Annotated in this window: 28 protein-coding genes; 13 read left to right on the plus strand and 15 right to left on the minus strand. The window is 72.3% G+C overall.

Annotated features, from left to right (window positions below; translation table 11 throughout):
- Positions 1–155: 155 nt before the first annotated feature.
- Complete coding sequence (locus DWB77_RS13680) at positions 156–1,397, plus strand: MFS transporter (protein ID WP_120721535.1); 1,242 nt, start codon at positions 156–158, stop codon at positions 1,395–1,397.
- Between the two features lie 802 nt (positions 1,398–2,199).
- Here the strand turns inward: DWB77_RS13680 and DWB77_RS13685 are convergent.
- Positions 2,200–2,784, minus strand: coding sequence for a suppressor of fused domain protein (locus DWB77_RS13685; protein WP_120721536.1), 585 nt, complete (start codon positions 2,782–2,784; stop codon positions 2,200–2,202).
- Between the two features lie 485 nt (positions 2,785–3,269).
- On the opposite strand from DWB77_RS13685, the gene DWB77_RS13690 reads away from it, so the two are divergent.
- Positions 3,270–4,394, plus strand: a complete 1,125-nt coding sequence (locus DWB77_RS13690; protein WP_120721537.1) for a magnesium and cobalt transport protein CorA — start codon at positions 3,270–3,272, stop codon at positions 4,392–4,394.
- A gap of 40 nt (positions 4,395–4,434) precedes the next feature.
- Here DWB77_RS13690 and DWB77_RS13695 read toward each other — a convergent pair whose 3' ends face one another.
- Complete coding sequence (locus tag DWB77_RS13695) at positions 4,435–5,337, minus strand: DMT family transporter (RefSeq protein WP_120721538.1); 903 nt, start codon at positions 5,335–5,337, stop codon at positions 4,435–4,437.
- A gap of 69 nt (positions 5,338–5,406) precedes the next feature.
- On the opposite strand from DWB77_RS13695, the gene DWB77_RS13700 reads away from it, so the two are divergent.
- Positions 5,407–5,916 (plus strand): hypothetical protein, encoded by a 510-nt coding sequence (locus tag DWB77_RS13700; protein ID WP_120727755.1) that lies wholly within the window; start codon positions 5,407–5,409, stop codon positions 5,914–5,916.
- Positions 5,917–5,928: 12 nt separating this feature from the next.
- Here DWB77_RS13700 and DWB77_RS13705 read toward each other — a convergent pair whose 3' ends face one another.
- The gene (locus tag DWB77_RS13705; protein WP_120721539.1) at positions 5,929–6,681 is read right to left on the minus strand and encodes a hypothetical protein; all 753 of its coding nucleotides are present in this window, start codon (positions 6,679–6,681) and stop codon (positions 5,929–5,931) included.
- 194 nt (positions 6,682–6,875) lie between these two features.
- Here DWB77_RS13705 and DWB77_RS13710 point away from each other — a divergent pair, with 194 nt between their 5' ends.
- The 3 genes from DWB77_RS13710 to DWB77_RS13720 are packed head-to-tail and all read left to right on the plus strand — an operon-like array spanning position 6,876 to position 9,893.
- Entirely contained in the window at positions 6,876–8,153 is a 1,278-nt protein-coding gene (locus DWB77_RS13710) for a magnesium transporter MgtE N-terminal domain-containing protein (RefSeq protein ID WP_120721540.1), read from the plus strand.
- Complete coding sequence (locus DWB77_RS13715; protein ID WP_120721541.1) at positions 8,140–8,715, plus strand: DUF1003 domain-containing protein; 576 nt, start codon at positions 8,140–8,142, stop codon at positions 8,713–8,715. Before DWB77_RS13710 ends, DWB77_RS13715 begins: the two co-directional genes overlap by 14 nt.
- Positions 8,716–8,759: 44 nt before the next feature.
- Positions 8,760–9,893 (plus strand): Mrp/NBP35 family ATP-binding protein, encoded by a 1,134-nt coding sequence (locus DWB77_RS13720; RefSeq protein ID WP_120721542.1) that lies wholly within the window; start codon positions 8,760–8,762, stop codon positions 9,891–9,893.
- A gap of 113 nt (positions 9,894–10,006) precedes the next feature.
- On the opposite strand, the gene DWB77_RS13725 is transcribed toward DWB77_RS13720, so the two are convergent.
- From DWB77_RS13725 to sigE, 5 genes are all read right to left on the minus strand, one after another.
- Positions 10,007–10,690, minus strand: coding sequence for a hypothetical protein (locus DWB77_RS13725; protein WP_120721543.1), 684 nt, complete (start codon positions 10,688–10,690; stop codon positions 10,007–10,009).
- A 165-nt stretch (positions 10,691–10,855) separates the two neighbouring features.
- Positions 10,856–11,305, minus strand: coding sequence for a sec-independent translocase (locus tag DWB77_RS13730; RefSeq protein ID WP_120721544.1), 450 nt, complete (start codon positions 11,303–11,305; stop codon positions 10,856–10,858).
- 189 nt (positions 11,306–11,494) lie between these two features.
- A complete protein-coding gene (locus tag DWB77_RS13735; RefSeq protein WP_120721545.1) occupies positions 11,495–13,366 on the minus strand; it encodes a S1C family serine protease in 1,872 nt (623 codons plus the stop codon).
- A gap of 89 nt (positions 13,367–13,455) precedes the next feature.
- A complete protein-coding gene (locus tag DWB77_RS13740; protein WP_120721546.1) occupies positions 13,456–14,442 on the minus strand; it encodes an anti-sigma factor family protein in 987 nt (328 codons plus the stop codon).
- Entirely contained in the window at positions 14,439–15,215 is a 777-nt protein-coding gene (gene sigE, locus DWB77_RS13745) for an RNA polymerase sigma factor SigE (protein WP_174248552.1), read from the minus strand. Before sigE ends, DWB77_RS13740 begins: the two co-directional genes overlap by 4 nt.
- A 162-nt stretch (positions 15,216–15,377) precedes the next feature.
- Between sigE and DWB77_RS13750 the strand changes: the two genes are divergently transcribed.
- Entirely contained in the window at positions 15,378–16,043 is a 666-nt protein-coding gene (locus tag DWB77_RS13750; protein ID WP_120721548.1) for an O-methyltransferase, read from the plus strand.
- Positions 16,044–16,163: 120 nt separating this feature from the next.
- On the opposite strand, the gene DWB77_RS13755 is transcribed toward DWB77_RS13750, so the two are convergent.
- The gene (locus DWB77_RS13755) at positions 16,164–16,331 is read right to left on the minus strand and encodes a DUF3117 domain-containing protein (RefSeq protein ID WP_003966491.1); all 168 of its coding nucleotides are present in this window, start codon (positions 16,329–16,331) and stop codon (positions 16,164–16,166) included.
- 319 nt (positions 16,332–16,650) lie between these two features.
- On the opposite strand from DWB77_RS13755, the gene DWB77_RS13760 reads away from it, so the two are divergent.
- Positions 16,651–17,451, plus strand: a complete 801-nt coding sequence (locus DWB77_RS13760; RefSeq protein WP_120721549.1) for an enoyl-CoA hydratase/isomerase family protein — start codon at positions 16,651–16,653, stop codon at positions 17,449–17,451.
- A gap of 37 nt (positions 17,452–17,488) precedes the next feature.
- Here the strand turns inward: DWB77_RS13760 and DWB77_RS13765 are convergent, their stop codons facing one another.
- Together DWB77_RS13765 and DWB77_RS13770 are read right to left on the minus strand one after the other, a co-directional pair.
- Entirely contained in the window at positions 17,489–18,070 is a 582-nt protein-coding gene (locus DWB77_RS13765) for a DNA-3-methyladenine glycosylase I (protein WP_120721550.1), read from the minus strand.
- The gene (locus tag DWB77_RS13770; protein WP_246033520.1) at positions 18,067–18,462 is read right to left on the minus strand and encodes a DivIVA domain-containing protein; all 396 of its coding nucleotides are present in this window, start codon (positions 18,460–18,462) and stop codon (positions 18,067–18,069) included. Before DWB77_RS13770 ends, DWB77_RS13765 begins: the two co-directional genes overlap by 4 nt.
- Positions 18,463–18,574: 112 nt before the next feature.
- On the opposite strand from DWB77_RS13770, the gene folP reads away from it, so the two are divergent.
- Complete coding sequence (gene folP / locus DWB77_RS13775) at positions 18,575–19,459, plus strand: dihydropteroate synthase (RefSeq protein WP_120721551.1); 885 nt, start codon at positions 18,575–18,577, stop codon at positions 19,457–19,459.
- A 31-nt stretch (positions 19,460–19,490) separates the two neighbouring features.
- Here folP and DWB77_RS13780 read toward each other — a convergent pair whose 3' ends face one another.
- Positions 19,491–20,252, minus strand: coding sequence for a TIGR00730 family Rossman fold protein (locus DWB77_RS13780; protein ID WP_120721552.1), 762 nt, complete (start codon positions 20,250–20,252; stop codon positions 19,491–19,493).
- A gap of 145 nt (positions 20,253–20,397) precedes the next feature.
- A complete protein-coding gene (gene dapE / locus DWB77_RS13785) occupies positions 20,398–21,477 on the minus strand; it encodes a succinyl-diaminopimelate desuccinylase (protein ID WP_120721553.1) in 1,080 nt (359 codons plus the stop codon).
- 49 nt (positions 21,478–21,526) lie between these two features.
- Between dapE and DWB77_RS13790 the strand changes: the two genes are divergently transcribed.
- Complete coding sequence (locus DWB77_RS13790; protein WP_120721554.1) at positions 21,527–22,498, plus strand: hypothetical protein; 972 nt, start codon at positions 21,527–21,529, stop codon at positions 22,496–22,498.
- Between the two features lie 318 nt (positions 22,499–22,816).
- Positions 22,817–23,266 (plus strand): ATP-binding protein, encoded by a 450-nt coding sequence (locus DWB77_RS13795; RefSeq protein ID WP_120721555.1) that lies wholly within the window; start codon positions 22,817–22,819, stop codon positions 23,264–23,266.
- A gap of 73 nt (positions 23,267–23,339) precedes the next feature.
- Here the strand turns inward: DWB77_RS13795 and dapC are convergent, their stop codons facing one another.
- On the minus strand, positions 23,340–24,437 hold the full coding sequence (gene dapC / locus DWB77_RS13800) for a succinyldiaminopimelate transaminase (protein WP_120721556.1): 1,098 nt from the start codon (positions 24,435–24,437) through the stop codon (positions 23,340–23,342).
- Positions 24,438–24,542: 105 nt separating this feature from the next.
- Complete coding sequence (fdxA, locus tag DWB77_RS13805; protein WP_018845645.1) at positions 24,543–24,863, minus strand: ferredoxin; 321 nt, start codon at positions 24,861–24,863, stop codon at positions 24,543–24,545.
- A 141-nt stretch (positions 24,864–25,004) separates the two neighbouring features.
- Between fdxA and DWB77_RS13810 the strand changes: the two genes are divergently transcribed.
- Positions 25,005–26,000 carry a GNAT family N-acetyltransferase gene (locus DWB77_RS13810; protein WP_120721557.1) on the plus strand — a complete coding sequence of 332 codons (996 nt, stop codon included), beginning with the start codon at positions 25,005–25,007 and terminating at the stop codon, positions 25,998–26,000.
- Between the two features lie 17 nt (positions 26,001–26,017).
- Positions 26,018–26,860 (plus strand): transglutaminase-like domain-containing protein, encoded by an 843-nt coding sequence (locus tag DWB77_RS13815; RefSeq protein ID WP_120721558.1) that lies wholly within the window; start codon positions 26,018–26,020, stop codon positions 26,858–26,860.
- Positions 26,861–26,914 lie beyond the last annotated feature (54 nt).

Consider the following 26,914-nt stretch of genomic DNA (forward strand, 5'->3'; position numbering starts at 1 on the left):
CACCCGTCCGGAGTGCCGTCCGCCTGTCGGATCCGGCCTCCCACAAAGTAGTTTCATCTTGCATTCATTAGCCTGGCTAAGTTATTGTGTGCACTGCGCAACGATCTTGTGTCGACACCCGATGTCCACCCCCCGAACGTGAAACGGGAGCAGCCATGCGGCAAGGAACGGACCCTCTCGACGACGGCGCCGGGACCGGCGGCCTCCTGCGTCAGCCCAAGGCGGTCTGGGCGACCGCGGGCGCCTCGGTCGTCGCCTTCATGGGCATCGGCCTGGTCGACCCGATCCTGCCCTCCATCGCCAAGGGCCTGGACGCCACGCCCAGCCAGGTGTCCCTGCTCTTCACCTCGTACTTCCTGATCACCGCGGTCGCCATGCTGGTCACCGGATTCGTGTCGAGCCGGATCGGCGGCAAGAAGACGCTGCTGGCGGGGCTCGCCCTGGTGGTCGTCTTCGCGGCCCTCGCGGGCACCTCGAACTCGGTCGGCGAACTCGTCGGCTTCCGGGCCGGCTGGGGGCTCGGCAACGCGCTGTTCGTCTCCACCGCGCTCGCCGTCATCGTGGGCGCCGCGGCGGGCGGCAGCGCGGCGGCGATCCTGCTGTACGAGTCCGCGCTCGGGCTCGGCATGGCGTGCGGGCCGCTGCTCGGCGCGGTCCTCGGCGACATGAAGTGGCGCTACCCGTTCTTCGGCACGGCCGCCCTCATGGCGATCGGCTTCCTCGCGATCACGGTGTTCCTGAAGGAGCAGCCGAAGCCCGCGCGCAAGACGTCACTGCTCGATCCGCTCAAGGCGTTGGGCCACGGCGGGCTGGCCTCGGCCGCGGCGTCCGCCTTCTTCTACAACTACGCGTTCTTCACGGTGCTCGCCTTCACCCCGTTCGTCCTGAACATGTCGCCGTACAAGTCGGGCGGCGTCTTCTTCGCCTGGGGTGTGCTGCTCGCGGTGTTCTCGGTGCTCGTCGCGCCGCGGCTCCAGGAACGGTTCGGCTCCCTGAAGGTGCTCGGCGGATCGCTGGTGCTGCTCGCCGCGGACCTGATCGTGCTCGGCTACGGCAACCACACCACGGCGGTCGCCGCGACGGTCGCCTCCGGCGCCTTCATCGGCCTCAACAACACGGTGTACACGGAACTGGCGCTCGGCGTCTCGGACGCGCCCCGGCCGGTGGCGAGCGCGGGCTACAACTTCGTCCGCTGGTTCGCGGCGGCCGCGGCGCCGTACTTCGCGCCGAAGATCGAGGAGTGGAGCGACCTCCACATCCCGTTCGTGGTGGCGGCCGGGGCGGCGGTCGTGGGTGCGGGGATCGTCTGGGTGCGGCGGGGGGTGCTCACGCGGGAGGTGGCGGGGCTTCGGCCGGGGCATGCGGTGGAGGACGGGGTTTCTGTTTTTGCGAATTGAGTTGGGGCGGGGGCTGGGGGGCGGCCTTCGCGGGCCGTGCGGGGCGTCTCGCGCAGTTCCCCGCGCCCCTCAACCCGCTCTCGTCTGCGGACCGTGCGTGGCTGATCGCGCAGTTCCCCGCGCCCCTCAACCCGCTCTCGTCTGCGGACCGTGCGTGGCTGATCGCGCAGTTCCCCGCGCCCCTCAACCCCGCTCTCGTCTGCGGACCGTGCGTGGCTGGTCGCGCAGTTCCCCGCGCCCCTTGGCGGCGTCGGTGCGGGTCGGCGCCGGATAGCTGACCCGCACCGAGCCCGTCTTTCACGTGCGGGTCGTGGTCGCTTCTCGCGCAGTTCCCCGCGCCCCTTGGCGGCGTCGGTGCGGGTCGGCGCCGGATAGCTGACCCGCACCGAGCCCGTCTTTCACGTGCGGGTCGTGGTCGCTTCTCGCGCAGTTCCCCGCGCCCCTTAGCGGCGTCGGTGCGGGGCCGGCGCCGGATAGCTGACCCGCCCGAGCCCGTCTTTCACGTGCGGACCGTGGTCGCTTCTCGCGCAGTTCCCCGCGCCCCTAGCTACTTGGTGCTGGCCCGCATCGGCCACCTCAGCCCGTCCGGCGATTGAGGACGAGCGCCCTTAAGGCGCGAACGGGGTCTGGGGCGGAGCCCCAGGGGCCCGGAACCAACCAACCCGCCGCACGGGCGGGTGGGTGGGCGAGGTGCCCGGGGGCTGGGGCGGAGCCCCAGGAAGGGCCGGGCCGTCCAACCCCGCGCCTACGGGCGGGTGGGTGGGCAAACCCCCGGGGGCTGGGGGCGGGGCCCCGGGGCCCCTCAGTCCAGGGGGACGGAGGGGCGGAGCGGGTCGCGGAGGTCCGTGCCCCGCGCCAACCACCGCCCCTCCAACTCCGCCGCCCCCCGAACCCGCTTCCACGCCGCCTCATTCGCCGTCATGGGAAGCAGCGGCAAGAAGCGCACCGGGTCCATAGGAGCGTCGAGCTCCAGGTCCTCGATCAGGCCGCCCGGCTCGGCGACCAGCACCGAGCCGAACGCGGCCCCCGGCCAGAGCGGTTCGCCGAGGTCGAGCGAGGCCCCCGGCGCCACCACCACGCCCTCGACCTGCGGGGACGCGGCCAGCACGGCGAGCGGGCGCAGCACCTTGTCGGTGTCGGCGAGCCCGGCGCGTACCGAGAGGACCAGCTCGGCCCGCGGCCCCTTCACCGGGTCGGCGAGCGCGGCGGTGGGGTCGGCCATCGGCTGGGCTGACATGCCGAGCGTGGCGTACCGGACGATGTCGCCGTCGGTGAACCGCAGCACCTCGATGCGGTCCGTACCGAGGAAGGTGACCGCCGCGCGCGCGTCCGGTTCGCCCAGCGCGGTGCGCAAACGGGCCTCGACCAGAGCAAGAACATCAACCATGAGGCGAGCATAGAAGGCGTATGCAAGCGGCAAAGAAGGGGCTTGACGCGACAGTGGGCTGATAGTCTTGGCCGCTGTTCGGGACAGCAAAAAGTTCCCCACGGGGGACCGGCTGGAGGAGGTGGGGCTGCGATGGATCGAAGTCGGCCTGGCAGTACCAACCGCTCTTCCGCACGGCCGCGTTGTTCCCGGTGATCTGAGCTCTCCCCGATTCGAGAGCCTGCATACCCGGCCCCCGCGCCCGGAAACACCTGAACCTCATGGCGTTTCGCCCAACGGAAGAGCATCTCGCCTCGCGTTGTCCGTTTCAGTAGCGAACGCCGTCACCGCGTGCCCCTGTGGTGCCGCCCGCTTTTGCGAACGTGTGCGATGAATGCCTCGCGGGGTCGAGTCGACCCCTTGGCCCCCCTCGTCGCAGGACGTCCCCATTCCGGGCAGTTCCAGAGCGTCACGCCCCGACGGCCCCTCCGTGAAGGAGTTCTGCCATGTCGATGATTCGTGACCTGCGCGCCGTGGTCCGCCCCGCGCTGCGCAAGACCAGCACCCCGTACAACGGCTACGACACCACCCGCGACCCCTCGGCGAGCAGCGCCGTCGTGGACTGCGCGGTCTACCGGGACGGGCGGCGCGTCCAGTCCGTCGAGGAGACGTCCTGTCTGACACCGCGTGAGGCGATGCGCCGGGTGCGCGAGGGCGGCGGCTTCGTGTGGATCGGTCTGCACGAGCCGACGGAGGCCGAATTCGCCGGTATCGCGGCCGAGTTCGGGCTGCACCCGCTGGCCGTGGAGGACGCGGTCCACGCCCACCAGCGGCCGAAGCTGGAACGTTACGACGACACCCTGTTCACCGTCTTCAAGACGATCCACTACGTGGAGCACGCCGAGCTCACCGCGACCAGCGAGGTCGTGGAGACCGGCGAGGTGATGTGCTTCACCGGGCCGGACTTCGTGATCACGGTCCGGCACGGCGGCCAGGGCTCGCTGCGCGCCCTGCGCAAGCGCCTCCAGGACGACCCGGAACTCCTGTCCAAGGGCCCCTCGGCCGTCCTGCACGCCATCGCCGACCAGGTCGTCGACGGCTATCTGGCCGTGGTGGACGCGGTGCAGGACGACATCGACGAGGTCGAGATCGAGGTGTTCTCGGCCCCGGCCAAGGGCAGCCCGCGCGGGGTGGACGCCGGCCGGATCTACCAACTCAAGCGCGAGGTACTGGAGTTCAAGCGGGCCGTCTCGCCGCTGCTGCGTCCCATGCAGCTCCTGAGCGAGCGGCCGATGCGTCTGGTCGACCCGGACATCCAGAAGTACTTCCGTGATGTGGCCGACCACCTCGCCCGCGTCCAGGAGCAGGTCGTCGGCTTCGACGAACTGCTCAACTCCATCCTCCAGGCCAACCTCGCGCAGGCGTCCGTCGCCCAGAACGAGGACATGCGCAAGATCACGTCCTGGGCGGCGATCATCGCCGTACCGACGATGGTGTGCGGGGTGTACGGCATGAACTTCGACCACATGCCGGAGCTGCACTGGAAGTACGGCTACCCGATCTCGATGGGCCTGGTGGCCGTGGCGTGCTTCGCCATCCACCGCACGCTCAAGCGCAACGGCTGGCTCTGACACGCCAGTTGAGGGGGCGGCGGCCCGGGGCGCGCCCCGCTCAGGCGCCGCGGCCCGCCCGTACGACCAGGGCGAGCCCGGCCAGGATCACCGCGAGGGCCGGGTAGGCGAGCACCGGAGGCTCCTGTCCGAGCCAGAGCGCGGCGATCAGGGCGGCGCCGGGGGTCTCCAGCAGGATCGCGGTGGAGGTGACCGACGGGCCGAGGCTCGCCACCACCCGGTTGAGCAGCGAGTGCCCCAGAAGCTGGGCGGCGAGCGTGAGCAGCCCGAGCTTCGCCCAGGTCCCCGCGTCGTACGAGGTGAGGTCGGCCCCGCTGACGAGGGTGGCCGCGAGGAGTCCGGCGGCGGCCGTGCCGTAGCAGAGGTAGGTGTAGGGCACCGTGGCCACGCTCTTGCGGACCTCGGCGCCGAGCAGGACGTAACCGGCGGCCGCGATGCCGCCGCCGAGGGCGAGCGCGTCGCCGGCAAGGGCGCGCGGCGACAGGGTGAGGTCGACGCCGGTGAGCAGTACGACGCCGACGCACGCGGCCAGGGTGCCGCTCCACACCAGGGCCGGGGGGCGGTGGCCGCGCAGCCGCAGCGCGAGGGTCGTCCAGATCGGGGTGGTGGTGCACAGCGCGGTCGAGGAGGCGACGCTCGTCATGCTCAGGCTCGGCAGCCACAGCCCGAAGTGCAGCGCGAGCAGGGCGCCCGCGCCGACGGTCAGGCCCACCTCGCGCCGGGTCAGCGCGCGCAGCCGGGCGCGGTGCTTGAACCAGGCCACCGGGGTCAGCACGCCCACCGCGAGGGCGTTGCGCCAGAAGGCGATGGCGAGCGCGGGCGCCGCGGTCGCGGCGATCAGCGGCGCGGACAGCGAGACGCTGGCGAGGGCGACACCGAGCAGGACGATGTCGACGCGCGGGACGGCGGCGACGTTCTGAGCGGGGGTGGTGGCAGTGGTCACGGCCGCAGCGTAAGGGGCATCGCCGGATAACGGAACTGACCGTCGGCGGGGGCCTCTAGGGTGGTGGTCATGACGCAGACGTTGCTCGATCAGGCCCTCGTCGAGGAGGCCACGAAGAAGTCCGGTCTCATCTGGGTGCGCGGCGCCGGGGTGGCCGAGCGGGCGCTGTGGCACGGGTGGCTCGACGGCGCGGCTTACGTCGTCGGCGGCGGCCCGGGCGAGCAGCCGCTGGAGGGCCTGTCGGACGGCGGCACGGCGACCGTGACCGTCCGCTCCAAGGACAAGGGCGGTCGCCTGGTGACCTGGACGGCGTCGGTGTCCGAGGTCCCGGCCGGTTCCGAGGCCTGGGACACGGCGGTCGCCGAGCTGAAGGGCAAGCGCCTGAACGCCCACGACGGCGAGGCGATGCCGGCGCGCTGGGCGGCCGAGTGCCGCCTGCTGCGTCTGACGCCGCGCGGCCCCCTGGAGCCCTCCCCCGAGACGTCCTTGGCGGCCGCGCCCCTGCCCACGACCGCCACCACCCGGCAGCCGGTACCGGCCGCGTTGCCGCGGCTGCTCCTCAAGCGCAAGCGCCGCTGAGCGAAGGGCGGGCTAGGTCGTCGGGAGCTGCCGGCCGTAGTCGACGGTCTCGCCCTTGGCGGGCGCGGCGAGCGGGAAGTCCTTGTCCCAGTCGGCGAGTTCGAGGACACCGGCCCCGCCGGCCCGCTCGAAACGCAGCGGGTAGGGCGTGCCCTGGAGGGAGACGTCGAGGGTGCCGCCCTCGCCGTCCTTGCCCGCCTCGATCCGTACCGTACGGAACGCGCCGACCTCCGCGTGGTCCCCCTTGGAAAGCGCGCCCTGGAGGCCCAGCATCCCCTTCAGGAGCACCGCCTTCTCGGTGAAGCCGCGCAGTTGCTGGTAGGCGGGGTCGCCCGAGGGCACCTTGACGTACTTGTCGTCGAGCTTGCCCGCCGCCGCGGCCGCATCGCCGGACCCGCTGTGCGACCAGAATCCCGCGCCGGCCTTGAGGAACAGGTCGTCCCCCACCCGCAGCAGCCCGAAGGTGTTCTTCTGCGAGGTGACCGTGCCGGTCCCGCCGCTGCTCTTGAGCCGCATGTCGATCTTGAACGAGCCGCCCTTGCTGACCAGCGTCCCCGAGAGGTGCACCGCGTCCGCGCCGTCCGCCGCCGCCCGCGCCTTGCTCTCGATCTCGGGCGCGGACAGCTTGCCGACGCCGTTGGTTCCCTCGTCCGGGTCCGAGCCGCACGCCGTGAGCGTCGCGGCGAGCCCCGCGCAGAGCGCGACGGGCAGCGCCGCCCTGCGGGCGCGGACCCGTACCCGTACGAACCAGGGGGATGAGGTCACCTGCGCACTGCCTCTCACATGGATGTAGGGGGTCGGCAGACCGCACCCTACCCGCACCGCCCGCGCCGCCTCGCGGAGCGCCGGACGGACGACCCGCAAGGGCGTACCGCGCCGCCACCGGCTAGCCTGAAGCCCTTGTCCCGCAGCGATCGCGGTGGTGCGGAGCAACCCTGAACAGTTAAGGAGGCGCTCGAATGGCGGCAGGCGCCCCCCGGGTCTTCGTCTCGCATCTCTCCGGCGTCGCCGTCTTCGACCCCAACGGGGACCAGGTCGGCCGGGTGCGCGACCTGGTGGCCATGCTCCGGGTCGGCCGCAGGCCTCCCCGGCTGCTCGGCATCGTCGTCGAAGTGGCGAGCCGCCGGCTCATCTTCCTGCCCATGACCCGGGTCACCGGTGTGGAGTCGGGCCAGGTCATCACCACCGGGGTGGTCAACCTCCGCCGCTTCGAGCAGCGCCCGACCGAACGCCTGGTCCTCGGTGAGCTGCTGGACCGCCGGGTCACCCTGGCGGAGAGCGGCGAGGAGGTGACCGTCCTGGACGTGGCGATCCAGCAGCTTCCGGCCCGCCGCGACTGGGAGATCGACAAGGTCTTCGTACGCCGGGGCAAGGCGGGCGCGCTGCGGCGCAAGGGCGAGACGCTGACCGTGGAGTGGTCGGCCGTCACCGGCTTCTCCCTGGAGGAGCACGGGCAGGGCGCCGAGAACCTGGTCGCCACCTTCGAGCAGTTGCGCCCGGCCGACCTCGCCAACGTCATGCACCACCTCTCCCCCAAGCGCCGCGCCGAGGTGGCCGCCGCCCTCGACGACGACCGCCTCGCGGACGTCCTGGAGGAGCTGCCCGACGACGACCAGGTGGAGATCCTCGGCAAGTTGAAGGACGAGCGCGCCGCGGACGTCCTGGAGGCGATGGACCCGGACGACGCGGCCGACCTGCTCTCCGAGCTGCCGGAGGAGGACAAGGAGCGCCTCCTGACCCTGATGCAGCCCGACGACGCGGCCGATGTGCGCCGGCTGCTGTCCTACGAGGAGCGCACGGCGGGCGGTCTGATGACGACCGAGCCGATCGTGCTGCGCCCCGATGCCACGGTCGCCGACGCCCTGGCCCGCGTCCGCCAGCAGGACCTCTCCCCGGCGCTCGCCGCGCAGGTCTATGTGTGCCGACCGCCGGACGAGACGCCGACCGGCAAGTACCTCGGCATGGTGCACTTCCAGCGGCTGCTGCGCGAGCCGCCGTTCACCCTGGTCAGTTCGGTGGTGGACAGCGATCTGAAGCCGCTTCCGCCCAACGCCTCGCTGCCGTCGGTGACCAGCTTCCTCGCCGCGTACAACATGGTGGCCGCGCCCGTGGTGGACGAGAGCGGGTCGCTGCTCGGCGCGGTGACCGTCGACGACGTACTGGACCACCTGCTGCCGGAGGACTGGCGCGAGACGGAGTTCCACGGTCCCGAGGGGGTGCCCGATGGGCGGCACTGACCGGGCCGAGGAGCGCACGCGGGCGGGCGGGTCGAGCGCCGTGCCGCGCGGCCGCAGCCGGCTCGACCAGCCGCGCTCGGGGCGGGTGCGGCTGCTGCCGGAGTGGGACCCCGAGGCGTTCGGGCGGTTCAGCGAGCGGATCGCGCGCTTCCTCGGCACCGGACGGTTCATCGTCTGGATGACCCTGATCATCATCCTGTGGGTCGCCTGGAACATCTTCGCGCCGAGCAGTCTGCGCTTCGACAACTATCCGTTCATCTTCCTCACGCTCGCCCTCTCCCTCCAGGCCTCGTACGCGGCGCCGCTGATCCTGCTCGCGCAGAACAGGCAGGACGACCGCGACCGGGTCACCCACGAGCAGGACCGCAAGCAGAACGAGCGGTCCATCGCCGACACGGAATACCTCACGCGGGAGATCGCGGCGCTGCGGATGGGCCTCGGCGAGGTGGCCACCCGGGACTGGATCCGCTCCGAACTCCAGGACCTGGTCAAGGAGATGGAGGAGCGCAGGAACGTATTCCCGCCGGAGCGCGCTCACGGACGTGACGAAGGCGACCGCTGACGGGGCTTTCCGTACCGTGCGGTAAGCGCCGTACCATCGACCGTATGGCTACGGAAGACGCGGTGCTTGAGGCACTGGCGACGGTGAACGACCCCGAGATCCACCGACCGATCACTGAGCTCGGCATGGTCAAATCGGTAGAGATCGGTACGGACGGGGCGGTCGCTGTCACGGTGTACCTGACCGTGTCCGGCTGCCCGATGCGCGAGACGATCACGAAGAACGTGACGGAGGCGGTCGAGCGCGTCGAAGGCGTCAGCCGCGTCGACGTGACGCTCGACGTGATGAGCGACGAGCAGCGCAAGGACCTGGCGTCCGCGCTGCGCGGCGGCACCGCCGAGCGCGAGGTGCCCTTCGCCCAGCCCGGCTCGCTGACCCGGGTGTACGCGGTCGCCTCCGGCAAGGGCGGCGTCGGCAAGTCCTCGGTGACGGTCAACCTGGCGGCCGCGATGGCGGCGGACGGCCTGAAGGTGGGCGTCGTGGACGCCGACATCTACGGCCACTCCGTGCCCCGCATGCTGGGCGCCGACGGCAAGCCCACCCAGGTCGAGAACATGATCATGCCGCCGTCCGCGAACGGCGTGAAGGTCATCTCCATCGGCATGTTCACGCCGGGCAACGCGCCCGTGGTGTGGCGCGGCCCGATGCTGCACCGCGCCCTCCAGCAGTTCCTCGCGGACGTCTACTGGGGCGACCTGGACGTGCTGCTCCTCGACCTGCCGCCGGGCACCGGCGACATCGCGATCTCGGTGGCCCAGCTGGTCCCGAACGCGGAGATCCTCGTCGTGACCACCCCGCAGCAGGCCGCCGCCGAGGTAGCCGAGCGGGCCGGCTCCATCGCCGTGCAGACCCACCAGAAGATCGTCGGCGTCGTCGAGAACATGGCGGGGCTGCCCTGCCCGCACTGCGATGAGATGGTCGACGTGTTCGGCACCGGCGGCGGCCAGAAGGTCGCCGACGGCCTCACCAAGACGACCGGCGCCACGGTGCCGGTGCTCGGCTCCATCCCGATCGACGTCCGCCTGCGCGAGGGCGGCGACGACGGCCGCCCCGTCGTCCTGTCCCACCCGGACTCCCCCGCCGGCGCCGCCCTGCGCGCCATCGCGGGCAAGCTGGGCGGCCGCGCCCGCGGCCTGTCGGGCATGTCCCTCGGGATCACGCCGCGCAACAAGTTCTAGTCCGCGCAGCGCGGCTGTACGCACCAAGCGGTAAGGGGCGCCTCGCCATTGCGGGCGCCCCTTACGCGTGCCGTGCGGGCCCTTGGTGGGGGGCCCGGTCGCACGCACCGCGCTCACTCGTACGAGGCGATGTCCTTGACCACCGAGAAGCCGAGCCCGTAAGCGCTCAGGCCACGCCCGTACGCGCCCAGGTGCACCCCGCTCTGCGCCGAGCCCGCAAGGACCCAGCCGAATGCGGACTCGCGGTAGTGGAAGTCGGTGGGCACGCCGTCGACGGGCAGCGAGAGCGTGGACCAGTCGGAGCCGTCGAGGTCGTCGGCGAGCTCCCAGGCCGTCTCGGTCTGCTGGTCCAGCCAGTCACCGCGCAGGACGTGGTCCATCTGCGCGGGCCAGGTGAAGGACAGCAGCCCCGAACCGGCCAGCCAGGCCGCCGAGGAGACCGAGGTGGCCTCCAGGACGCCCGTGCCGTCGCCGCTGCGGCGCACCGGATTCGCGGGGATGCTCACGACCACCGCGAACCGCTCCCGGTCGGCCGTGGCGCCGGCCGCCTCGGGCCGTATCGACGGCTCGTCGCCGTGCCCGATCGAACCGTGCTGGACCGTGCCGTCGGCGGCGAGCGCCACCTGCATCAGCCAGCGCGGCCCGGTGAACGCCTCGTCGAGGCCGTACCAGGGGAAGGGCGCGCGCAGAAAGCCGTCGACGGTTCGCCGGGCCGCCGGCACTCCCTCCGCTGTGGCCTTGGCACCCTCGGGCGCCCCTTGGGGGGACTGCCCCGTTACCCGGCTTGTCGTCTCCATCTGCCCGGCCGCCTCCTAGATCAGTAGCGTCCGGAGCGGCCCGCCCCCCTCGGGCGTCCTGGCTGCCGGACAGATGGAGGATAGCCACCTCGGCACGGCTCGCCGGAAAAGCCCATGTGGGATTGGCGTGTACCGGGTCGCGGTCGGGGCGCGAAAGGGGCGCGATCAGGTGGCGTCGGCGTCGAAGGGCGGGCGCTCGCCCGGGTCCAGCTTCTCGCGCTTCTTCAGCAGGTCGGGGGTGCCCGAACCGGTGCCGGAGCCGTTGGCCGCGGTGGTCGCGGGGGCGGTTTCGCGGCCGTGCACGGCGTCCGCGACCTCTTCCATGTCCTTGCGCAGGTCGAAGCTGTTGCGGATCTCCTTGAGGCCCAGGTCGTCGTTGTCCATCAACTGCTTGCGGACGAACGTCTTGGGGTTCAGGTCCTCGAACTCGAAGTCCTTGAACTCGGGGCCCAGCTCGGCCCGGATGTCCTGCTTGGCGCTCTCGGAGAAGCTGCGCACCTTGCGGATGATGTTCGACACGTCCTGGATCAGCTTGGGCAGCTTGTCCGGACCGAAGATGAGCACGGCGAGGACCACGAGTGTGCCCAGTTCCATGGGCCCGATGTCGTTGAACACCCGCTGCTCCTCGTGTTCTCACTGCTCGCGATCACGGCGCCCGGCACTCGGTGTGCCCGGCCCCGCGTCCGGTCATGGACCGTTCCACGGTACCCGGCGAATCTGTCGCCGCGGTACCCGCGGGGTGACCTTTGGACGTCGGTACGGGCCCGCGGCGCGCCTGGCCCGCGCAGGCCAGGCGCGCCCCCGTCAGGACGAGGAGCCGAGCGTCAGCGTGAGCTCCTGCTCCTTGCCGTCCCGCTGGAGGGTCAGCCTGAGCCGGTCGCCGGGGCGGTGCGCGCGGATCTTGACTATCAACTCCTCGCCGCCGTGCACCCGCTGGCCGTCCACCTTGGTGATCACGTCCTGCGGATGGATGCCCGCCTTGGCGCCGGGGCCGTCGGCGACGACGGACCCCTTGCCGTCGGTGGCCTGCTCCGCGACGCGGGCGCCGTCGCCGGTGAACTTCATGTCGAGCGTGACGCCGATCACCGGGTGGGTGGCCTTCCCGGTGTTGATCAGCTCCTCCGCGACCCGCTTGGCCTGGTTGATCGGTATGGCGAAACCGAGCCCGATCGAGCCGGCCTGACCACCGCCGCTCTCCGAACCGCCGTTGCCCGCCGACCTGATCGCGCTGTTGATGCCGATGACGCGCGCCTTGGAGTCGACGAGCGGGCCGCCGGAGTTGCCCGGGTTTATCGGGGCGTCGGTCTGGAGCGCGTCGACATAGCTGACATCGGTGCCGTCACCGCTCTCGCCGCCCGCCGTGATCGGACGCTCCTTGGCGCTGATGATGCCGGACGTCACCGTGTTGGAGAGGTCGAAGGGGGCGCCGATGGCCACCACCGGATCGCCGACGAGGACGTTGTCGGAGTTGCCGAGCGGCAGCGGCTTCATGCCCGATACGCCGGTGACCTTGACGACCGCGAGGTCGTACCCGGCATCGCGGCCGACCACCTCGGCGGGCACGCTCTCCCCGCCGCTGAAGGTCACCGAGATCTTGCCCGCGTTCCCGGCGGACTTGACGACGTGGTTGTTGGTCAGGAGGTGCCCCGCGTTGTCGAGCACGAAGCCGGTACCGGTGCCGGACTCTCCGGAGCCGGTGACATGGATGGTGACCACGCTCGGCAGCGCGCTCGCGGCGATCCCGGCGACGCTGTCGGGCGCCCTGCCCTGCGCCTCCTTGCCGGACTGCGGCAGCTTGACGGAGGTGATGCCGCCGGTGCGCTCCACATACGCGCCCACGCCCCCACCGATGCCTCCGGCGACCAGGGCGAGCAGCACACCCCCCACGAGCAGCGTCCCCCGCCGCCCCTTCCTGTCCCCGGCCCGCCCCTCCCGAGTGAACGGCTCCCCCGCCGCGAGCGCGCCCGGTGCGCCCGGCGTGCCCGGTGCGGTCCAGGGGTCGTACCGCAACCACTGCGTGACGGGCGCGGGCGGCGCCACGGGCGCGGTGTGGGGGGCCAGGGGTGCGGCGTTCTGCGGTTCGGCGTACGGGGCCCGGGGGACGCCGGGTGCGGCGTACGGGGCCTGCTGCGGGAGCGCGGTACCGGCGGGCGGCGTCGGTACCGGCCGCTGCACGGGCGGCGCGGGCGCCCACGGCCCGGGCCCACCGTAGGGCGGCGTGCCATAGGGATCGGGCGCGTGCCGGGGCTTGAGGGGAGCGGACTCCCTGAGGGGCTCGCCGGGGAGGTCCTGCGACGGGTCGGGATCGGGCGCGGGCCCGGGCTCCACGGGCGGCTGAATGGGGTTGGGCGCCGGCCCGAGTTCCACGGCGGGGTCGGCGGGGGTGGGCGTGGGCCCGAGTTCCACGGCGGGGTCGGTGGACGCGGGCGCAGGGTCGGGCGCGGACGCGAGTTCTACGGGCGGCTGAGTGGGGTTGGGCGCCGGCCCGAGTTCCACGGCGAGGTCGGCGGGCGCGGGCTTCGCGGGGTCCACCGGGTGCTCGCCCGTCTCGCGTTCCGGAGCCGTCGGCGGGGCCAAGTCGTAGGTCTCGGGCGCGGGTTCGGCGGGGTGGGGGCGGGCCGTCTGCGGACGGCTCCACCACTTCGGCTTCGGCCCGGTGGGCGTCTGCTCGTTCATGCTCTCCCCGCAACTGGCTCTCCTGCGTGCTCCGACGAGCACCCCTCCCCGGATTCAACCAGGTCGCCCGGGGCGACGGCAGGGCGCGGTCAGCGCCGGGCGACCAGCGGGAGGCCGGGGGCGATCGGAGCCGCCAGGTGTTGCGGCGCCGCCGGGGGCGCGGAGGGCGTGACGCCGAGCGGGCCGGTCATCAGGTCCGTCGTGGTCAGCGGCAGTGTGGCCACGGCCGGCCGTATCAGCGGCGGCAGTGACGAGCCGTCCAGGCGGGCCGCGGGGAACGCGCCGCCCAGCGGCCGGACGGGGCCGTTCTGCGCGGGCATGCCGTTCAGGGTGCGTATGCCCGGCACGGTCGGCGCCGTGGGCTGGGCGGCCATCGTCGAGAGGAACCCGGCCGCGACGCCCCCGCGCCGACGGTCCTCGGCCGAACTGCCGCTCGGCGATGGGGTGTTGGACCGCAGCGGCACGACATTGGTGCCCCCACCCGCGGCCCGGGCCCCGGATGTTGAACCCAGCGGAAGGGTGCCGCCGAGCGCGATGGCAGCGAGGGACACGGCACTCGCCGCGGCGAACGCGAATCTTCGGCCGCGCCATGCCGAGCCCGGGCGGTCCTGCTCCGGCCTGCCCACCTCATGTATGCGAAAGCCGCCGCCCGGGCCGTCGGGCACGACGGGCGCATGGGAGCCGACCGGGGCGTAGCCGAAGCCGTCCGAGCGGGATACGTGCGGTCCGCCGGGGCCGCCCGGGGCATGGCTGAGCACCCCGAACCCTCCGAAGTACCCCTCGGCTCGGCGCCCTCCACCGAGCGGTCCCGAGCCGTCGTCGCCCTCGAGGCCGGTGGGTCCGCCGGGCAGGCCCTGGAGCCGGGCGAGGAAGCCTTCCGAGGGCGGCGGGGGCGCCGCCCGGGCGAAGACGTTCTTCACGCTGCGCTGGGCGTCCGCCTCCGCCTTGCACTTGGCGCAGGTCGCCAGGTGGGACAGGACGCGTTCGCGGGCGTCGTGGTTCAGCTCGCCGTCGACCAGAGCCGCGAGCCGGTCCCCGAGGTGCTGCTCCGCCGGGGTGGGACTCGTGCCACTCACGCCATCCCCTCTCCGGCCACCCCGAGAGCCCCCGGCGCCACCCCGGCCAGCGCGCGCTGCTGCTCGGCGCGGGCTTCGGGCGAACGGTGCTGGAGGGCCTTGCGCAGCTGGGAGCGGCCGCGGTGGATCCGGCTGCGGACGGTGCCGAGCTTCACTCCGAGGGTGGCCGCGATCTCCTCGTAGGAGAGGCCCTCGATGTCGCAGAGGACGACGGCCGCACGGAACTCGGGCGCCAGCGTGTCGAGCGCCTGCTGGACGTCGGCGTCGAAGTGGGCGTCGTTGAAGGCCTGTTGGGGGTTGGGCTCACGGCTGGGCAGCCGCTCCGCGGCGTCGTCGCCGAGCGCGTCGAAGCGGATGCGCTGACGGCGGCGGACCATGTCCAGGAAGAGGTTGGTGGTGATGCGGTGCAGCCAGCCCTCGAAGGTGCCCGGCGTATACGTCGACAGGGAGCGGAAGACGCGGACGAAGACCTCCTGGGTGAGGTCCTCCGCATCGTGCTGATTGCCCGTCAGACGGTAGGCGAGGCGATAGACCCGACCGCTGTGCGTGCTGACGATCTCCTCCCACGTAGGGGGAGTCCACGCCTGGGAATCCGCGTCGGCGAAGGTCGCGGTGGTAGCGGAGCTGGTAGCGCGGGAACGGTCAGCGATGTCGGTCACGGATTTCGGCTCACCTGCCGACCTGAGAAGGCGCCGCAGCACCCCTCCCCGATCCACAGGCGCAGCCGCACCTCCCCTGTCGGCTCTGGTGGTGTCCAGTGGAGCCCCTACCATAGCCACCTCGCCCGTTAGCTCCGGATAAGAATCTTTACGTGCATTTGGGACCGGCTTGCCGCCGGAGTGCCCGAACTCGTCCATACGTCCCCCGCGTTCCCCTCTCCTTCATAACGCGCGGTCCCATCTGCGGGTTCCCGACTCCAGCGGATACAGTCACCGTTGCGCCAACCAAGGGGACAGGAGAGGGCCATTACCGCCAACCGGCAGACGAGCTGGGCGTTCGCCGACGCCTTTGTCGCCGAGGACGACGCGCTGCGCTGGGCCCGTGACCGGGCCCGGGAGGCAAGCCTGCGTTCGGTGTCCCCGGGGACCGGCGCCGCGCTGCGGTTGCTCGCCGCCACGGCGGACGCCAAGGCGGTCGCGGAGATCGGCACCGGCACCGGCGTCTCCGGCATCTACCTGCTGCAAGGGCTGCGCCCCGATGGCGTGCTGACCACCGTCGACCCCGAGCCGGACCGCCAGGCCTTCGCCAAGCAGGCGTTCCGCGCGGCCGGCTTCGCGGCCAACCGGGCGCGCTTCATCCCCGGCCGGGCCCTGGACGTACTGCCCCGGCTCGCGGACGGCGGATACGACCTGGTGTTCTGCGACGGCGACCGGCTGGAGTCGCTCGATGTGCTCGCTGAATCGTTGCGCCTGTTGCGCCCCGGCGGAATCGTCTGCTTCGAGGGCGTCTTCGCGGACGGCCGCACCGTCGACTCGGCGGCCCAGCCGGCCGAGGTGCTGCGGCTGCGCGAACTGCTGCGCGCGGTGCGCGAGAGCACGGAGCTGGTCGCCTCGCTGCTGCCGGTCGGCGACGGACTGCTCTGCGCGGTGCGCCGCGGCTGAACCGCCGCACGCGCGCGACCACGACCCGCGCCCCCGGAAACACAACACCGCCCCGTTCCGGCACGCACTGTCGTGCGTGCCGGAACGGGGCGGTGAAGAGTCTGGGTCGTACCCGCTAACTCAGCCGACGACCTTCTTGAGGGCATCGCCGAGGGCATCGGCCTCGTCCGGAGTCAGCTCGACGACAAGCCGACCGCCGCCTTCGAGCGGAACGCGCATGACAATGCCCCGCCCCTCCTTGGTCACCTCGAGCGGGCCGTCGCCCGTCCGCGGCTTCATGGCCGCCATGCTCGTTCCCCTTCCTGAAACCAGCTCATCGTCAGCCGACGGCCCCCGGGATTGGGCACGCGTCACGGCATCGAACACATTGCTTCCAGGTCATTATCCCGCATGGCAGGACCCGATGACCAACATCGGTCCGCATCGCTTGGGCAACGCGCTCTATCAAAACCACTCAATTCGGCGATCCGCCTGCGATACTTCGCCGCCGCCGGTCGGCTCCGGCGTCCCGATTGTTTGACGCAGGTCACATGCCCACCGGTCGTGATCTCCGCCATGCTGAGCGGATACGAGGACCGAGCAGCATCCGCGACGGAGGGGATTCCACATGGCCGACACCGTGCTGTACGAGGTGAGCGACGGGCTCGCGACGATCACGATCAACCGGCCCGAGGCCATGAACGCCATGAACACGGAGGCGAAGGTCGCGCTCCGCGAGGCCGTGCGGGCCGCCGCCGCGGACCCCGCCGTACGGGCGGTGCTGCTGACCGCGACCGGGCGGGCGTTCTGCGTCGGGCAGGACCTGAAGGAACACGTCGCGTCGCTGACGGCGGACCGCGAGGCGGGCACCGGGCAGACCATGAGCACGGTGCGCGAGCACTACAACCCGATCCTCACCGCGCTCACCGAGATGCCCAAGCCCGTGGTGGCGGGCGTCAACGGGGTGGCGGCGGGCGCCGGTCTCGGGTTCGCGCTGGCGGCGGACTACCGGGTGGTCGCGGACACGGCGGCGTTCAACACCTCGTTCGCCGGGGTGGCCCTGACGGCGGACTCGGGCGTCTCCTGGACCCTGCCGCGGCTGATCGGCCAGTCCCGCGCGGCGGATCTGCTGCTGTTCCCGCGCTCCGTCTCGGCGTCGGAGGCGTACGAGATCGGCCTGGTCAACAAGGTCGTACCGGCCGACGAGCTGGCCGCGGCGGCCCTCGCGGTGGCCCGGACGCTGGCCGACGGCCCGACCGTGGCGTACGGCGCCCTGAAGACGTCCCTGACCTATGGCGCGGGGCACACGCTGATGCAGGCGCTGGAGAAGGAGGACGAGCTCCAGGCGAAGGCCGGCGCCTCCGAGGACCACGCCATCGCGGTGGCCGCGTTCCTCGCCAAGGAGAAGCCGAAGTACGTCGGCCGCTGAGCGGGCGGCCTTCGGGGCGCCGGGGTGGGGGCGGTGCTCAGGCGCCGCCCCGTGCCACACAGTCCGCCAGGTGGTCGTCGACCAGACCGCAGGCCTGCATCAGGGCGTACGCCGTGGTCGGGCCGATGAAGCGCAGTCCGCGCTTCTTCAGGGCCTTGGACAGGGCCGTCGACTCGTCCGTGACGGCCGGGACGTCGGCGAGGGTGCGCGGGGCCGGGCGGGTGGCCGCGTCCGGCGCGTACGACCAGATGAGGGCGTCGAGCTCGCCGGGGGCCCAGCCGGCCAGGGCCTGGGCGTTGGCGACCGTCGCCTCGATCTTGAGGCGGTTGCGGATGATGCCCGTGTCGCCGAGCAGGCGCTCCTTGTCGGCGTCGGTGAACTCCGCGACCGCCGCGATCTCGAAGTCGGCGAAGGCCCGCCGGAAGCCATCGCGGCGGCGCAGGATCGTGATCCAGGAGAGACCCGACTGGAAGGCCTCAAGGCAGAGCCGTTCGTACAGCGCGTCGTCGCCGTGCACCGGGCGGCCCCACTCGGTGTCGTGGTACGCCACGTAGTCCTCGGTGGACAGGCCCCAGGGGCAGCGCGGCCGGCCGTCGGGGCCGGGGATCGTCCCGCTCATCGCCGGGGCTCCTCGTCGGACGACGGCTCGGTCGGCGACTCGGACGGCGACTCGGTCTCGATGGTGGCCGGCGAGGGTGCCGGGCGGCCGCCTCCGGCCGGGCTCGCGGCGCTCTGGAGCTCGGCGATCCGCGCGTCCCGCTCGGCGAGCTCGGCGCCCAGCCTGCTCAGCACGTCGTCGACGTCCGCCATGCGGTAGCCGCGCAGCACCACCGGGATGCGCAGGGCCTCCACGTCGGCCCTGGCGACCGGGCGGTGCTCGGGCAGCGGGTCCACGAGGTGCTCCGGCCCGGCGTCCGGCAGCACCGCGGCGTCGTCACCGCCGCCGCCCACCACGGCCAGGGTCACGGCGGTGACCACGACGACCATCGCGATCAGCAAGAACCAGAACACGTGCGAGCCTCTTCCGACGCCGGAATCTGTCGGGTCCGATCGTGCCATGCGGCACTGACAGTTAGGGTCGCAGGCGGACAACGGCCGGACCACAGCAAAGGACAACAGGGGTATGCACAGCGGAACGGACCGCGGCACGCTGCGGCTTGGCCGACGCGAATTCACCGCGTACGAACCGGTGATCATGGCCATCGTCAACCGGACCCCCGACTCCTTCTACGACCAAGGCGCGACCTTCCACGATGAGCCCGCGCTGGCCCGCGTCGAGCAGGCGGTGGCCGAGGGCGCGGCCATCATCGACATCGGCGGGGTGAAGGCGGGCCCCGGCGAGGAGGTCACCGCCGAGGAGGAGGCCCGGCGCACGGTCGGGTTCGTGGCCGAGGTGCGCAGGCGCTTCCCGGACGTCGTCATCAGCGTGGACACCTGGCGCCATGACGTGGGCGCGGCGGTCTGCGAGGCCGGCGCGGACGTCCTCAACGACGCCTGGGGCGGCGTCGATCCGAAGCTGGCCGAGGTCGCGGCGCGTTACGGGGCCGGCCTGGTGTGCACCCACGCGGGCGGTGTGGAGCCGCGCACCCGGCCGCACCGGATCGCGTACGACGACGTCATGGCGGACATCCTGCGGGTCACCGTGGGCCTCGCGGAGCGGGCCGTGGCGCTGGGCGTGCGGCCGGACGGGATCATGATCGACCCGGGCCACGACTTCGGGAAGAACACCCGGCACAGCCTGGAGGCGACGCGGCGCCTGGCGGAGATGAGCGACACGGGGTGGCCGGTCCTGGTCTCGCTCTCCAACAAGGACTTCGTGGGCGAGACGCTGGACCGGCCGGTGAAGGAACGGGTGATCGGGACGCTGGCGACGACGGCGGTGTCCGCGTGGCTGGGCGCCCGGGTCTACCGCGTCCACGAGGTTGCGGAGACCCGCCAGGTCCTCGACATGGTGGCGTCCATCGCGGGCCACCGCGCCCCGGCGGTGGCCCGCCGGGGGCTCGCCTAGGACCCGGCCCCCACGGACAGGCCCTGGGCGCCTACCGCCCGGCCTCCTTGGTGACCAGCGCGATCGCCTCGTCCACGTCGTCGGTGACGTGGAAGAGCAGAAGGTCCTTCTCGGAGGCCTTGCCCTGGGCGATCACCGTGTCGCGCAGCCAGTTCACGAGACCGCCCCAGTACTCGGTGCCGAACAGCACGATCGGGAAGCGGGTGACCTTGCCGGTCTGCACCAGGGTGAGCGCCTCGAACAGCTCGTCCAGGGTGCCGAGTCCGCCCGGCAGCACCACGAAGCCCTGGGCGTACTTGACGAACATGGTCTTGCGCACGAAGAAGTAACGGAAGTTGATCCCGATGTCGACGTGCGGGTTGAGCCCCTGCTCGAAGGGGAGCTCGATGCCGAGGCCCACGGAGACGCCGTTGCCCTCACGGGCACCCCTGTTCGCGGCCTCCATCGCGCCGGGACCGCCACCGGTGATCACAGCGAAGCCCGCGTCGACCAGGGCCCGGCCGATCCGGACGCCGGCCTCGTACTCGGGCGTGCCGGCCGGGGTGCGGGCCGAGCCGAACACGCTGATGGCGCTGGGCAGTTCGGCGAGCGCGCCGAAGCCCTCGACGAACTCCGACTGGATGCGCATGACCCGCCAGGGGTCGGTGTGCACCCACTGCGAGTCGCCCTCGGTGTCGAGCAGACGCTGGTCGGTGGTGCCGGCCTGGACCTGGTCGCGGCGGCGCAGCACCGGTCCGAGCCGCTGTTCCAGCCGCTGCTCCGCCGGAAACGGGTTTCCCTCGGGGTTGGCCATGCCGTGCTCCCTCCGCTGACGATGTTGCGCGTGCTCAGCCAGGGTAGGTCGGTGAACGTGACGAATGGCGGAATTTGGGCGGGCCACACCGCTACCGGCGCCTTGAGCGCGGGGACGGCCCGGGCGGGCGGGCCGTCGCGGGGTCTCAGCCGGTGAGCCAGGCCCGCAGCCGCCGCTCGCACCGGGTGATCCGCTCGACCTGGACGTGCTCGTCGCGCTTGTGGGCCAGAAGCGCGTCGCCGGGCCCGTAGTTGACGGCCGGGATGCCGAGGTCGCCGAAGCGCGAGACGTCGGTCCAGCCGAACTTGGGCCGTGCGGTGCCGCCGACGGCGGCCATGAAGGCGGCCGCGGCCGGGTGCGAGAGGCCGGGCAGCGCGGCCCCCGAGTGGTCGTCGACGACGAACTCGGCGATGTCACAATCCGCGAAGACCTCGCGGACGTGGTCGAGGGCCTGCTCGCCGGTGAGGTCGGGCGCGTAGCGGTAGTTGACGACGACCGTGCAGACGTCCGGGATCACATTGCCCGCGACGCCCCCTTCGATGCGTACCGCGTTGAGGCCCTCGTGGTACTCCAGGCCGTCGATCACCGGGCGGCGCGGCTCGTAGGCGGCCAGCTTGGCGAGGATGGGGGCGGCCGTGTGGACGGCGTTGGACCCCATCCAGCTGCGGGCGGAGTGGGCCCGCTCGCCGCTGGTCCTCAGCAGGACCCGCAGGGTTCCCTGGCAGCCGCCCTCGACCTCGGTGTCGGAGGGTTCGAGGAGCACCGCGAAGTCGCCCGCCAGCCACTCCGGGTGGGCCTCGGCGATCTTGCCGAGGCCGTTGAGGTCGGCCGCGACCTCCTCGTTGTCGTAGAACACGAAGGTCAGGTTCCGGTTGGGCTCGGTCACCGTCTGTGCGATGCGCAGCTGCACCGCCACGCCCGACTTCATGTCGCTCGTCCCGCAGCCCCACAGCACGCCGTCCTCGTCGAGGCGGGAAGGCACGTTGTCGGCGATCGGCACGGTGTCGATGTGCCCGGCCAGGATGATCCGTTCGGCCCGGTCGAGATGGGTGCGCGCCACGATGTTGTTGCCGTGGCGGTCGACGGTGAGGTGCGCCAGCTTGCGCAGCTCGCGCTCGATGGCGTCCGCCAGCGGCTTCTCGTCGCCGCTCACGGAGGCGAAGTCGACGAGCCGGGCGGTCAGCGTGGGCGCGTCCGCGGTGAGATCCAGAGTGCTTGGGGCCATGCGTTTGACCCTAACTCCACCACCGGGGGTCCCTTCGCGCTCCAGTACGGTGGGCACCGTGTCCGAGCCCACCACTCTCCCGCGCCCCTCCCGACGCGGCCGCCTCCTGCGTGTAGGGGCGGCCCTGGCCGTGCTGTTCGCGCTCGCCGGTTATCTGGTGGTGCAGTACGTGAGCGGCGGACCCGGCGCTCCGCGCTGTGTGGCGGGGTCGGGCGGCGGCGACGGCGCGACGTTCGGCATGAGCCCCGAGCAGGCCGAGAACGCGGCGACGATCACGGCCGTCGGCCTCGCGCACAAGATGCCGGAGCGGGCCGTGACGATCGCGCTGGCCACCGCCCTCCAGGAGTCGGGCCTGCGCAACCTGGACCACGGCGACCGGGACTCGCTGGGCCTGTTCCAGCAGCGGCCCTCGATGGGCTGGGGCAGCGCCGAGCAGATCATGGATCCGGTGTACTCGGCGGGGAAGTTCTACCAGCACCTGGCCGAGGTGCCCGACTACTCGACCCTTCCGCTGACGGTGGCCGCCCAGCGGGTCCAGCGCAGCGGTTTCCCGGAGGCGTACGCGAAGCACGAGCCGGACGCCACGGTGCTGATGAGCGCGCTGACCGGCCGTGAGTCCGCGTCGCTGACCTGCACGGTGGCCAAGAACGCGCAGCCCGGTGACCCCGCGCGGGTGCGCGAGGACCTGACGCGGGCCTTCGGCCGGGGCGTGGTACCGGCCGAGCGCCCGGCCGGCTCCGATGTGGTGGTGCCGGTACGGGCCACCGAGGGCACGGCCACCCCCGGCGCCGGCCGGGAGCAGCGCGGCTGGGCCCTGGCGAACTGGGCGGTGGCCCACGCCGAGACCCTGCACATCGCGCGGGTCGCGTACGCGGGCCGGGTCTGGAGCGCGGAGGACTCGGCGGACGGCTGGACGGCCGGGTCCGGGGCCGCGTCGGGGGCCGCCTCGCCGGGGCCGGGGGGCGCCGCGGGGGGTTCGGGCGCCGGTTCCCCGGAGGTCCGGATCACCGTGGCGTCCTAGATCGCCCGCCGCCACAACCGGCCGTCCGTTCGGGCGAGCACTCGACCGAAGTACGGCCGCCCACCCGGTTCCAGGTTTCGCACCCCCGTCCGGGTGCCCACCCGACGAATCGTCAATTCCCTTGCCGGGACCGGGATCTGACGTTGCATCAGGCTGACGTCCGGCGAATCATTTGCCCGTTTTTATCCATAGTGGATTATGCGACGCATTACGAACTCTTTACCGGGGCTCACCGCAACCTCTCCTCCCCTCACGGCGGTTGTCACTGCGTCCGAACGCCGGACAGCGACACATTTCCAACCCGTCTGAAGGAGCATCATGTCCCTCCCCCTGACCCGTCGGATCGCCCGCGCCGCGCTGCTCATCGCGGCAGGTGCAGCGCCCGTGGTCGGTGCGGCCGGCTCCGCAAGCGCCGTGGAACTTCCCCAGGCCGCCCCGAACCTCAGCGGCCTGACCCAGATGGACCCCAGCTCGGTCAGCAACGCCGTCGACGGAGCGACCCAGAAGGCCACCGGCATGGCCGGCACCACCGGCGCCGACACCGTCAAGAAGGCCGTACCGGCGGCGGGCAAGACGGTCGGACAGACGGGCAAGGTGGCGACCCCGGCCGCGCAGAAGGCGGCCGGTGACGCGGCGAGCAGCGCGGGCGACATCCTCGGCTCGACCGCCAAGACCGCCACCCAGAGCGGCCTGCCCACCGGCGGCCTGCCCACCCAGGGCCTGCCGAGCACCGACCAGCTCCCCCTGAAGAGCCTGCCGCTGGGCTGACCCGGTCGCAGGTGACGCGAAGGGGCCCGGGGAGTACCCACTCCCCGGGCCCCTTGCGCGTCAGCGCGCCGCGTTACGGCGCGAGGCGCTTCACGGCCGCCTCGACGCGCTCGTCGGTCGCCGTGAACGCGACCCGCACGAACCGCTCGCCCGCCTCGCCGTAGAAGTCGCCCGGCGCCACCAGGATGCCGAGCTCGGCGAGATGGGCCACCGTCTGCCAGCAGCCCTCGTCGCGGGTCGCCCACAGGTACAGGCTCGCCTCGCTGTGCTCGATGCGGAAGCCGTGCCGCTCCAGGGCCTCGCGCAGCGCGGCCCGTCGCGCCGCGTACCGCTCGCGCTGCTCGTGCACATGCACGTCGTCGCCGAGCGCCGCGATGGTGGCGGCCTGGACGGGCGCGGCGGTCATCATGCCGCCGTGCTTGCGGATCTGGAGCAGCTCGCCGAGCACCTCGGCGTCACCGGCGACGAACGCGGCCCGGTAGCCCGCCAGGTTGGAGCGCTTGGACAGCGAGTGGACGGCCACGACGCCCTCGAAGCTGCCGCCGCACACGTCCGGGTGGAGCACCGAGACGGGCTCGGCCTCCCAGCCCAGCTCCAGGTAGCACTCGTCGGAGAAGACCAGCACGCCGTGCTCGCGCGCCCACGCCACGATGCGGACGAGCTCGTCCTTGGGCAGGACCCGACCCGTGGGGTTGGACGGCGAGTTGAGCCAGAGGAGCTTCAGACGGGTGGGGTCGAGCTCGGTGGGGTCGTCGTAGACGACCGGCTCCGCGCCGCACAGCCGCGCGCCGACCTCGTAGGTCGGGTACGCGAGCCGCGGGTAGGCCACCTGGTCGCCGGCGCCCAGACCCAGCTGGGTCGGCAGCCAGGCCACCAGCTCCTTGGAGCCGACCACCGGCAGGATGTGGGTGTGCTCGACGGAGCGGGCCCCCAGGCGCTTCTCCAGCCAGCCCTTGATCGCGTCCCGCAGCGCGGGCGTGCCCCATACCGTGGGATAGCCCGGCGAGTTCGCGGCCCCGGCCAGGGCCTCCCGCACCAGCGCCGGGACCGGGTCGACGGGCGTGCCGACGGAGAGGTCCACGATGCCGTCCGGGTGGGCCGCGGCCGTCGCCTTGTACGGCTCCAGCTTGTCCCACGGAAAGACGGGAAGACGTGAGGAGACTGCGCTCACGAAAGGTGCTCACTTTCTCGTACGTACGGTGCCGCGGGCGGCCGCGCCGGGAAACACCGCGGCCCCGTACGGCAGACGTGCCGTACGGGGACCGGGGAGACGCTGTCAGCCGTTCTGCGGCGGCAGCGCTGCGATGAAGGGGTGGTCCCGCTCGATGAGGCCGAGCTTGGAGGCGCCACCGGGCGAGCCGAGCTCGTCGAAGAACTCCACGTTCGCCTTGTAGTAGTCCTTCCACTCGTCCGGGGTGTCGTCCTCGTAGAAGATCGCCTCGACCGGGCACACCGGCTCGCAGGCGCCACAGTCGACGCATTCATCCGGGTGGATGTACAAGGACCGGGAGCCCTCGTAGATGCAGTCGACCGGGCACTCTTCGATACACGCCTTGTCCTTGACGTCTACACAAGGCTGCGCGATGACGTAGGTCACGCTGTCGTTCCTCCTCGATAGGGCGCGGCGGGCCGATCTGCGGCTCCGTCCACGTGGCGCGCGGGAGCGCGGCGTCGTCGATGCCCGCACCTAGTATCTCCGGTTCGGGGCACGATCCGAACAGGAGGGGCGGAGAGACCTGTGGAATTCACCACCGGCGGACGGCTTGAGGTCCGAATCACGGCCGCCGATACGGGCAAACGCGTATCAGTCCGGCGTCTGAGCTCCAGCGGAACTCCAGGCTCCTTGTTCACCGACACGGTCGGCGTGCTCACATCGTGGGACAACGGTGTGTTGTCGATCACACGAAAGGGCGGCGAGACGGTACGCGTCGAGGAGTCGAGCCTGGTGGCGGGCAAGGTCGTCCCGGCCGCTCCCGCCCGTCGGCGCGGTCCGGCCGCCTCCTTCGCCGAGCTCGCGCTCGTCACGGCCCGCGCCTGGCAGCCGGTGGAGAGCGAACGGCTCGGCGAGTGGACGCTGCGGGCGGCCTCCGGCTTCACCCGCCGGGCCAACTCGGCCCTCCCGCTGGGCGACCCGGGCCTGCCCCTCGCCGACGCCCTCGTCCACGTACGCGACTGGTACGCGACCCGGGACCTTCCCGCCTACGTCCAGACCGCCACCGGCGCCGAGGGCACCCAGGAGTCGCTCTGCGCGGAGCTCGAACAGGCGGGCTGGGAGCGGGAGGTGAGCGCGGAGGTGAGGATCGCGGCGCTCGCGCCCATCGCCGACGTGGCCGCGGACGTGTCCCGGGTGCGCCTGGAGCGCGACGTGGACGAGGCCTGGCTCAGCCGCTACCAGCGCTTCGGCACGCCCGGCGAGCACGTCCTGAAGGTGCTGCGCTCGGGCCCCTCGGTGTGGTTCGCGTCCGTCCCCGGCGAGGGGGCCGCGCCCGCGGCGATCGGGCGGTGCGTGGTGGACGGGCGCTGGGCGGGCTTCATGGCGGTCGAGGTGGACCCGGCGCACCGCCGACGGGGTCTGGCGACGGCCGTGATGGGGGCCCTGGCCCGCCGGGCCCTGGATGAGGGCGCCTCGGCGGCCTGGCTCCAGGTGGAGTCCGACAACGAAGGCGCCCGCACGCTCTACGACGGCCTGGGTTTCGCGACCCACCACGGCTACCACCACTTCCGCTCCCACTGACCGAGCACGAGGCCGACATGGATCCGGACGTCACCGACTGGCGGCGGGAGTTCGCCGAGGAGGCCCGCTCGGAGCGACCCGACGTGGTGACGCTCTGCCTCCTGCTCGGTGCGGTCGCCGACCCCGCGCTCGGCCGTCGTGGCATCGACGCCGCGCACATCGAACTGGACCGGCTCGCCGGGCTGCTTCCCTACGGACTCGCGGGCCCGCGCCCCTGGGCCGTGGCGCTGGCCGAGCTCCTCGGGGACTCCTGCGGGTTCCGGGGCGGCCCCTTGGACTACCAGCGCCTGGAGTCGTCCCTGCTGCCCGAGGTGCTGCGGCGCCGACGCGGGCTGCCCATCCTGCTCTCGGTGGTGTGGATCGAGGTGGCGCGGCGGGCCGGGGCGCCGGTGTACGGCGTGGCGCTGCCCGGCCACTTCGTCGTCGGCTTCGGCGCCCCTGACGGCCCCCCTGAGGAGCGGGTCCTGGCCGATCCGTTCGACGGGGGCCGACTGCTGACCGGGGCGGACGCGGAGCTCCTGGTGGTGGGCGCCACGGGTGCGCCCCTGGAGGAGTCGATGCTGGCCCCGGCCGCGCCGCTGGACACGGTCGTACGCATCCTGAACAACATCCGTGCCTGGGCCGCGGCGAGGCCGGAGCGCAGCGACGTGGCCCTGTGGGCCGTGGACCTCTGTCTGCTCCTGCCCGCCCATCCGGCCCGGCTGCGCCTGGAGCGGGCCGAACTCCTCGTCCAGCGTGGGGAGTTCCTCGCGGGGGCGGCGGAGCTGGACGACTACGCGTCGGTGGTGGAGCCGGTGGATCCGGCCGGGGCCGCCTCGATCCGCCGGCGGGCGGGGGCGGCTCGGGCGCGGCTGAATTAGCTTTCGGTTCGGGTGCGGCTGCGTCAGGTTTTGGTTCGGGTGCGGCTGCATCAG

The sequence above is a fragment of the Streptomyces hundungensis genome (assembly GCF_003627815.1).
GTDB classification, from domain to species: domain Bacteria; phylum Actinomycetota; class Actinomycetes; order Streptomycetales; family Streptomycetaceae; genus Streptomyces; species Streptomyces hundungensis_A.

Coding starts and splice junctions, on each gene's coding strand:
- DWB77_RS13710 (WP_120721540.1), top strand. CDS start 6,876: ATGGCGGCAGGCGCCCCCCGGGTCTTCGTCTCGCATCTCTCCGGCGTC.
- sigE (WP_174248552.1), bottom strand. CDS start 15,215: ATGGTAGGGGCTCCACTGGACACCACCAGAGCCGACAGGGGAGGTGCG.
- DWB77_RS13700 (WP_120727755.1), top strand. CDS start 5,407: ATGACGCAGACGTTGCTCGATCAGGCCCTCGTCGAGGAGGCCACGAAG.
- DWB77_RS13795 (WP_120721555.1), top strand. CDS start 22,817: ATGTCCCTCCCCCTGACCCGTCGGATCGCCCGCGCCGCGCTGCTCATC.
- DWB77_RS13760 (WP_120721549.1), top strand. CDS start 16,651: ATGGCCGACACCGTGCTGTACGAGGTGAGCGACGGGCTCGCGACGATC.
- DWB77_RS13680 (WP_120721535.1), top strand. CDS start 156: ATGCGGCAAGGAACGGACCCTCTCGACGACGGCGCCGGGACCGGCGGC.
- DWB77_RS13755 (WP_003966491.1), bottom strand. CDS start 16,331: ATGGCGGCCATGAAGCCGCGGACGGGCGACGGCCCGCTCGAGGTGACC.
- DWB77_RS13690 (WP_120721537.1), top strand. CDS start 3,270: ATGTCGATGATTCGTGACCTGCGCGCCGTGGTCCGCCCCGCGCTGCGC.
- DWB77_RS13815 (WP_120721558.1), top strand. CDS start 26,018: ATGGATCCGGACGTCACCGACTGGCGGCGGGAGTTCGCCGAGGAGGCC.
- DWB77_RS13725 (WP_120721543.1), bottom strand. CDS start 10,690: ATGGAGACGACAAGCCGGGTAACGGGGCAGTCCCCCCAAGGGGCGCCC.
- DWB77_RS13685 (WP_120721536.1), bottom strand. CDS start 2,784: ATGGTTGATGTTCTTGCTCTGGTCGAGGCCCGTTTGCGCACCGCGCTG.
- DWB77_RS13720 (WP_120721542.1), top strand. CDS start 8,760: ATGGCTACGGAAGACGCGGTGCTTGAGGCACTGGCGACGGTGAACGAC.
- DWB77_RS13715 (WP_120721541.1), top strand. CDS start 8,140: ATGGGCGGCACTGACCGGGCCGAGGAGCGCACGCGGGCGGGCGGGTCG.
- DWB77_RS13765 (WP_120721550.1), bottom strand. CDS start 18,070: ATGAGCGGGACGATCCCCGGCCCCGACGGCCGGCCGCGCTGCCCCTGG.
- dapE (WP_120721553.1), bottom strand. CDS start 21,477: ATGGCCCCAAGCACTCTGGATCTCACCGCGGACGCGCCCACGCTGACC.
- DWB77_RS13780 (WP_120721552.1), bottom strand. CDS start 20,252: ATGGCCAACCCCGAGGGAAACCCGTTTCCGGCGGAGCAGCGGCTGGAA.
- DWB77_RS13735 (WP_120721545.1), bottom strand. CDS start 13,366: ATGAACGAGCAGACGCCCACCGGGCCGAAGCCGAAGTGGTGGAGCCGT.
- folP (WP_120721551.1), top strand. CDS start 18,575: ATGCACAGCGGAACGGACCGCGGCACGCTGCGGCTTGGCCGACGCGAA.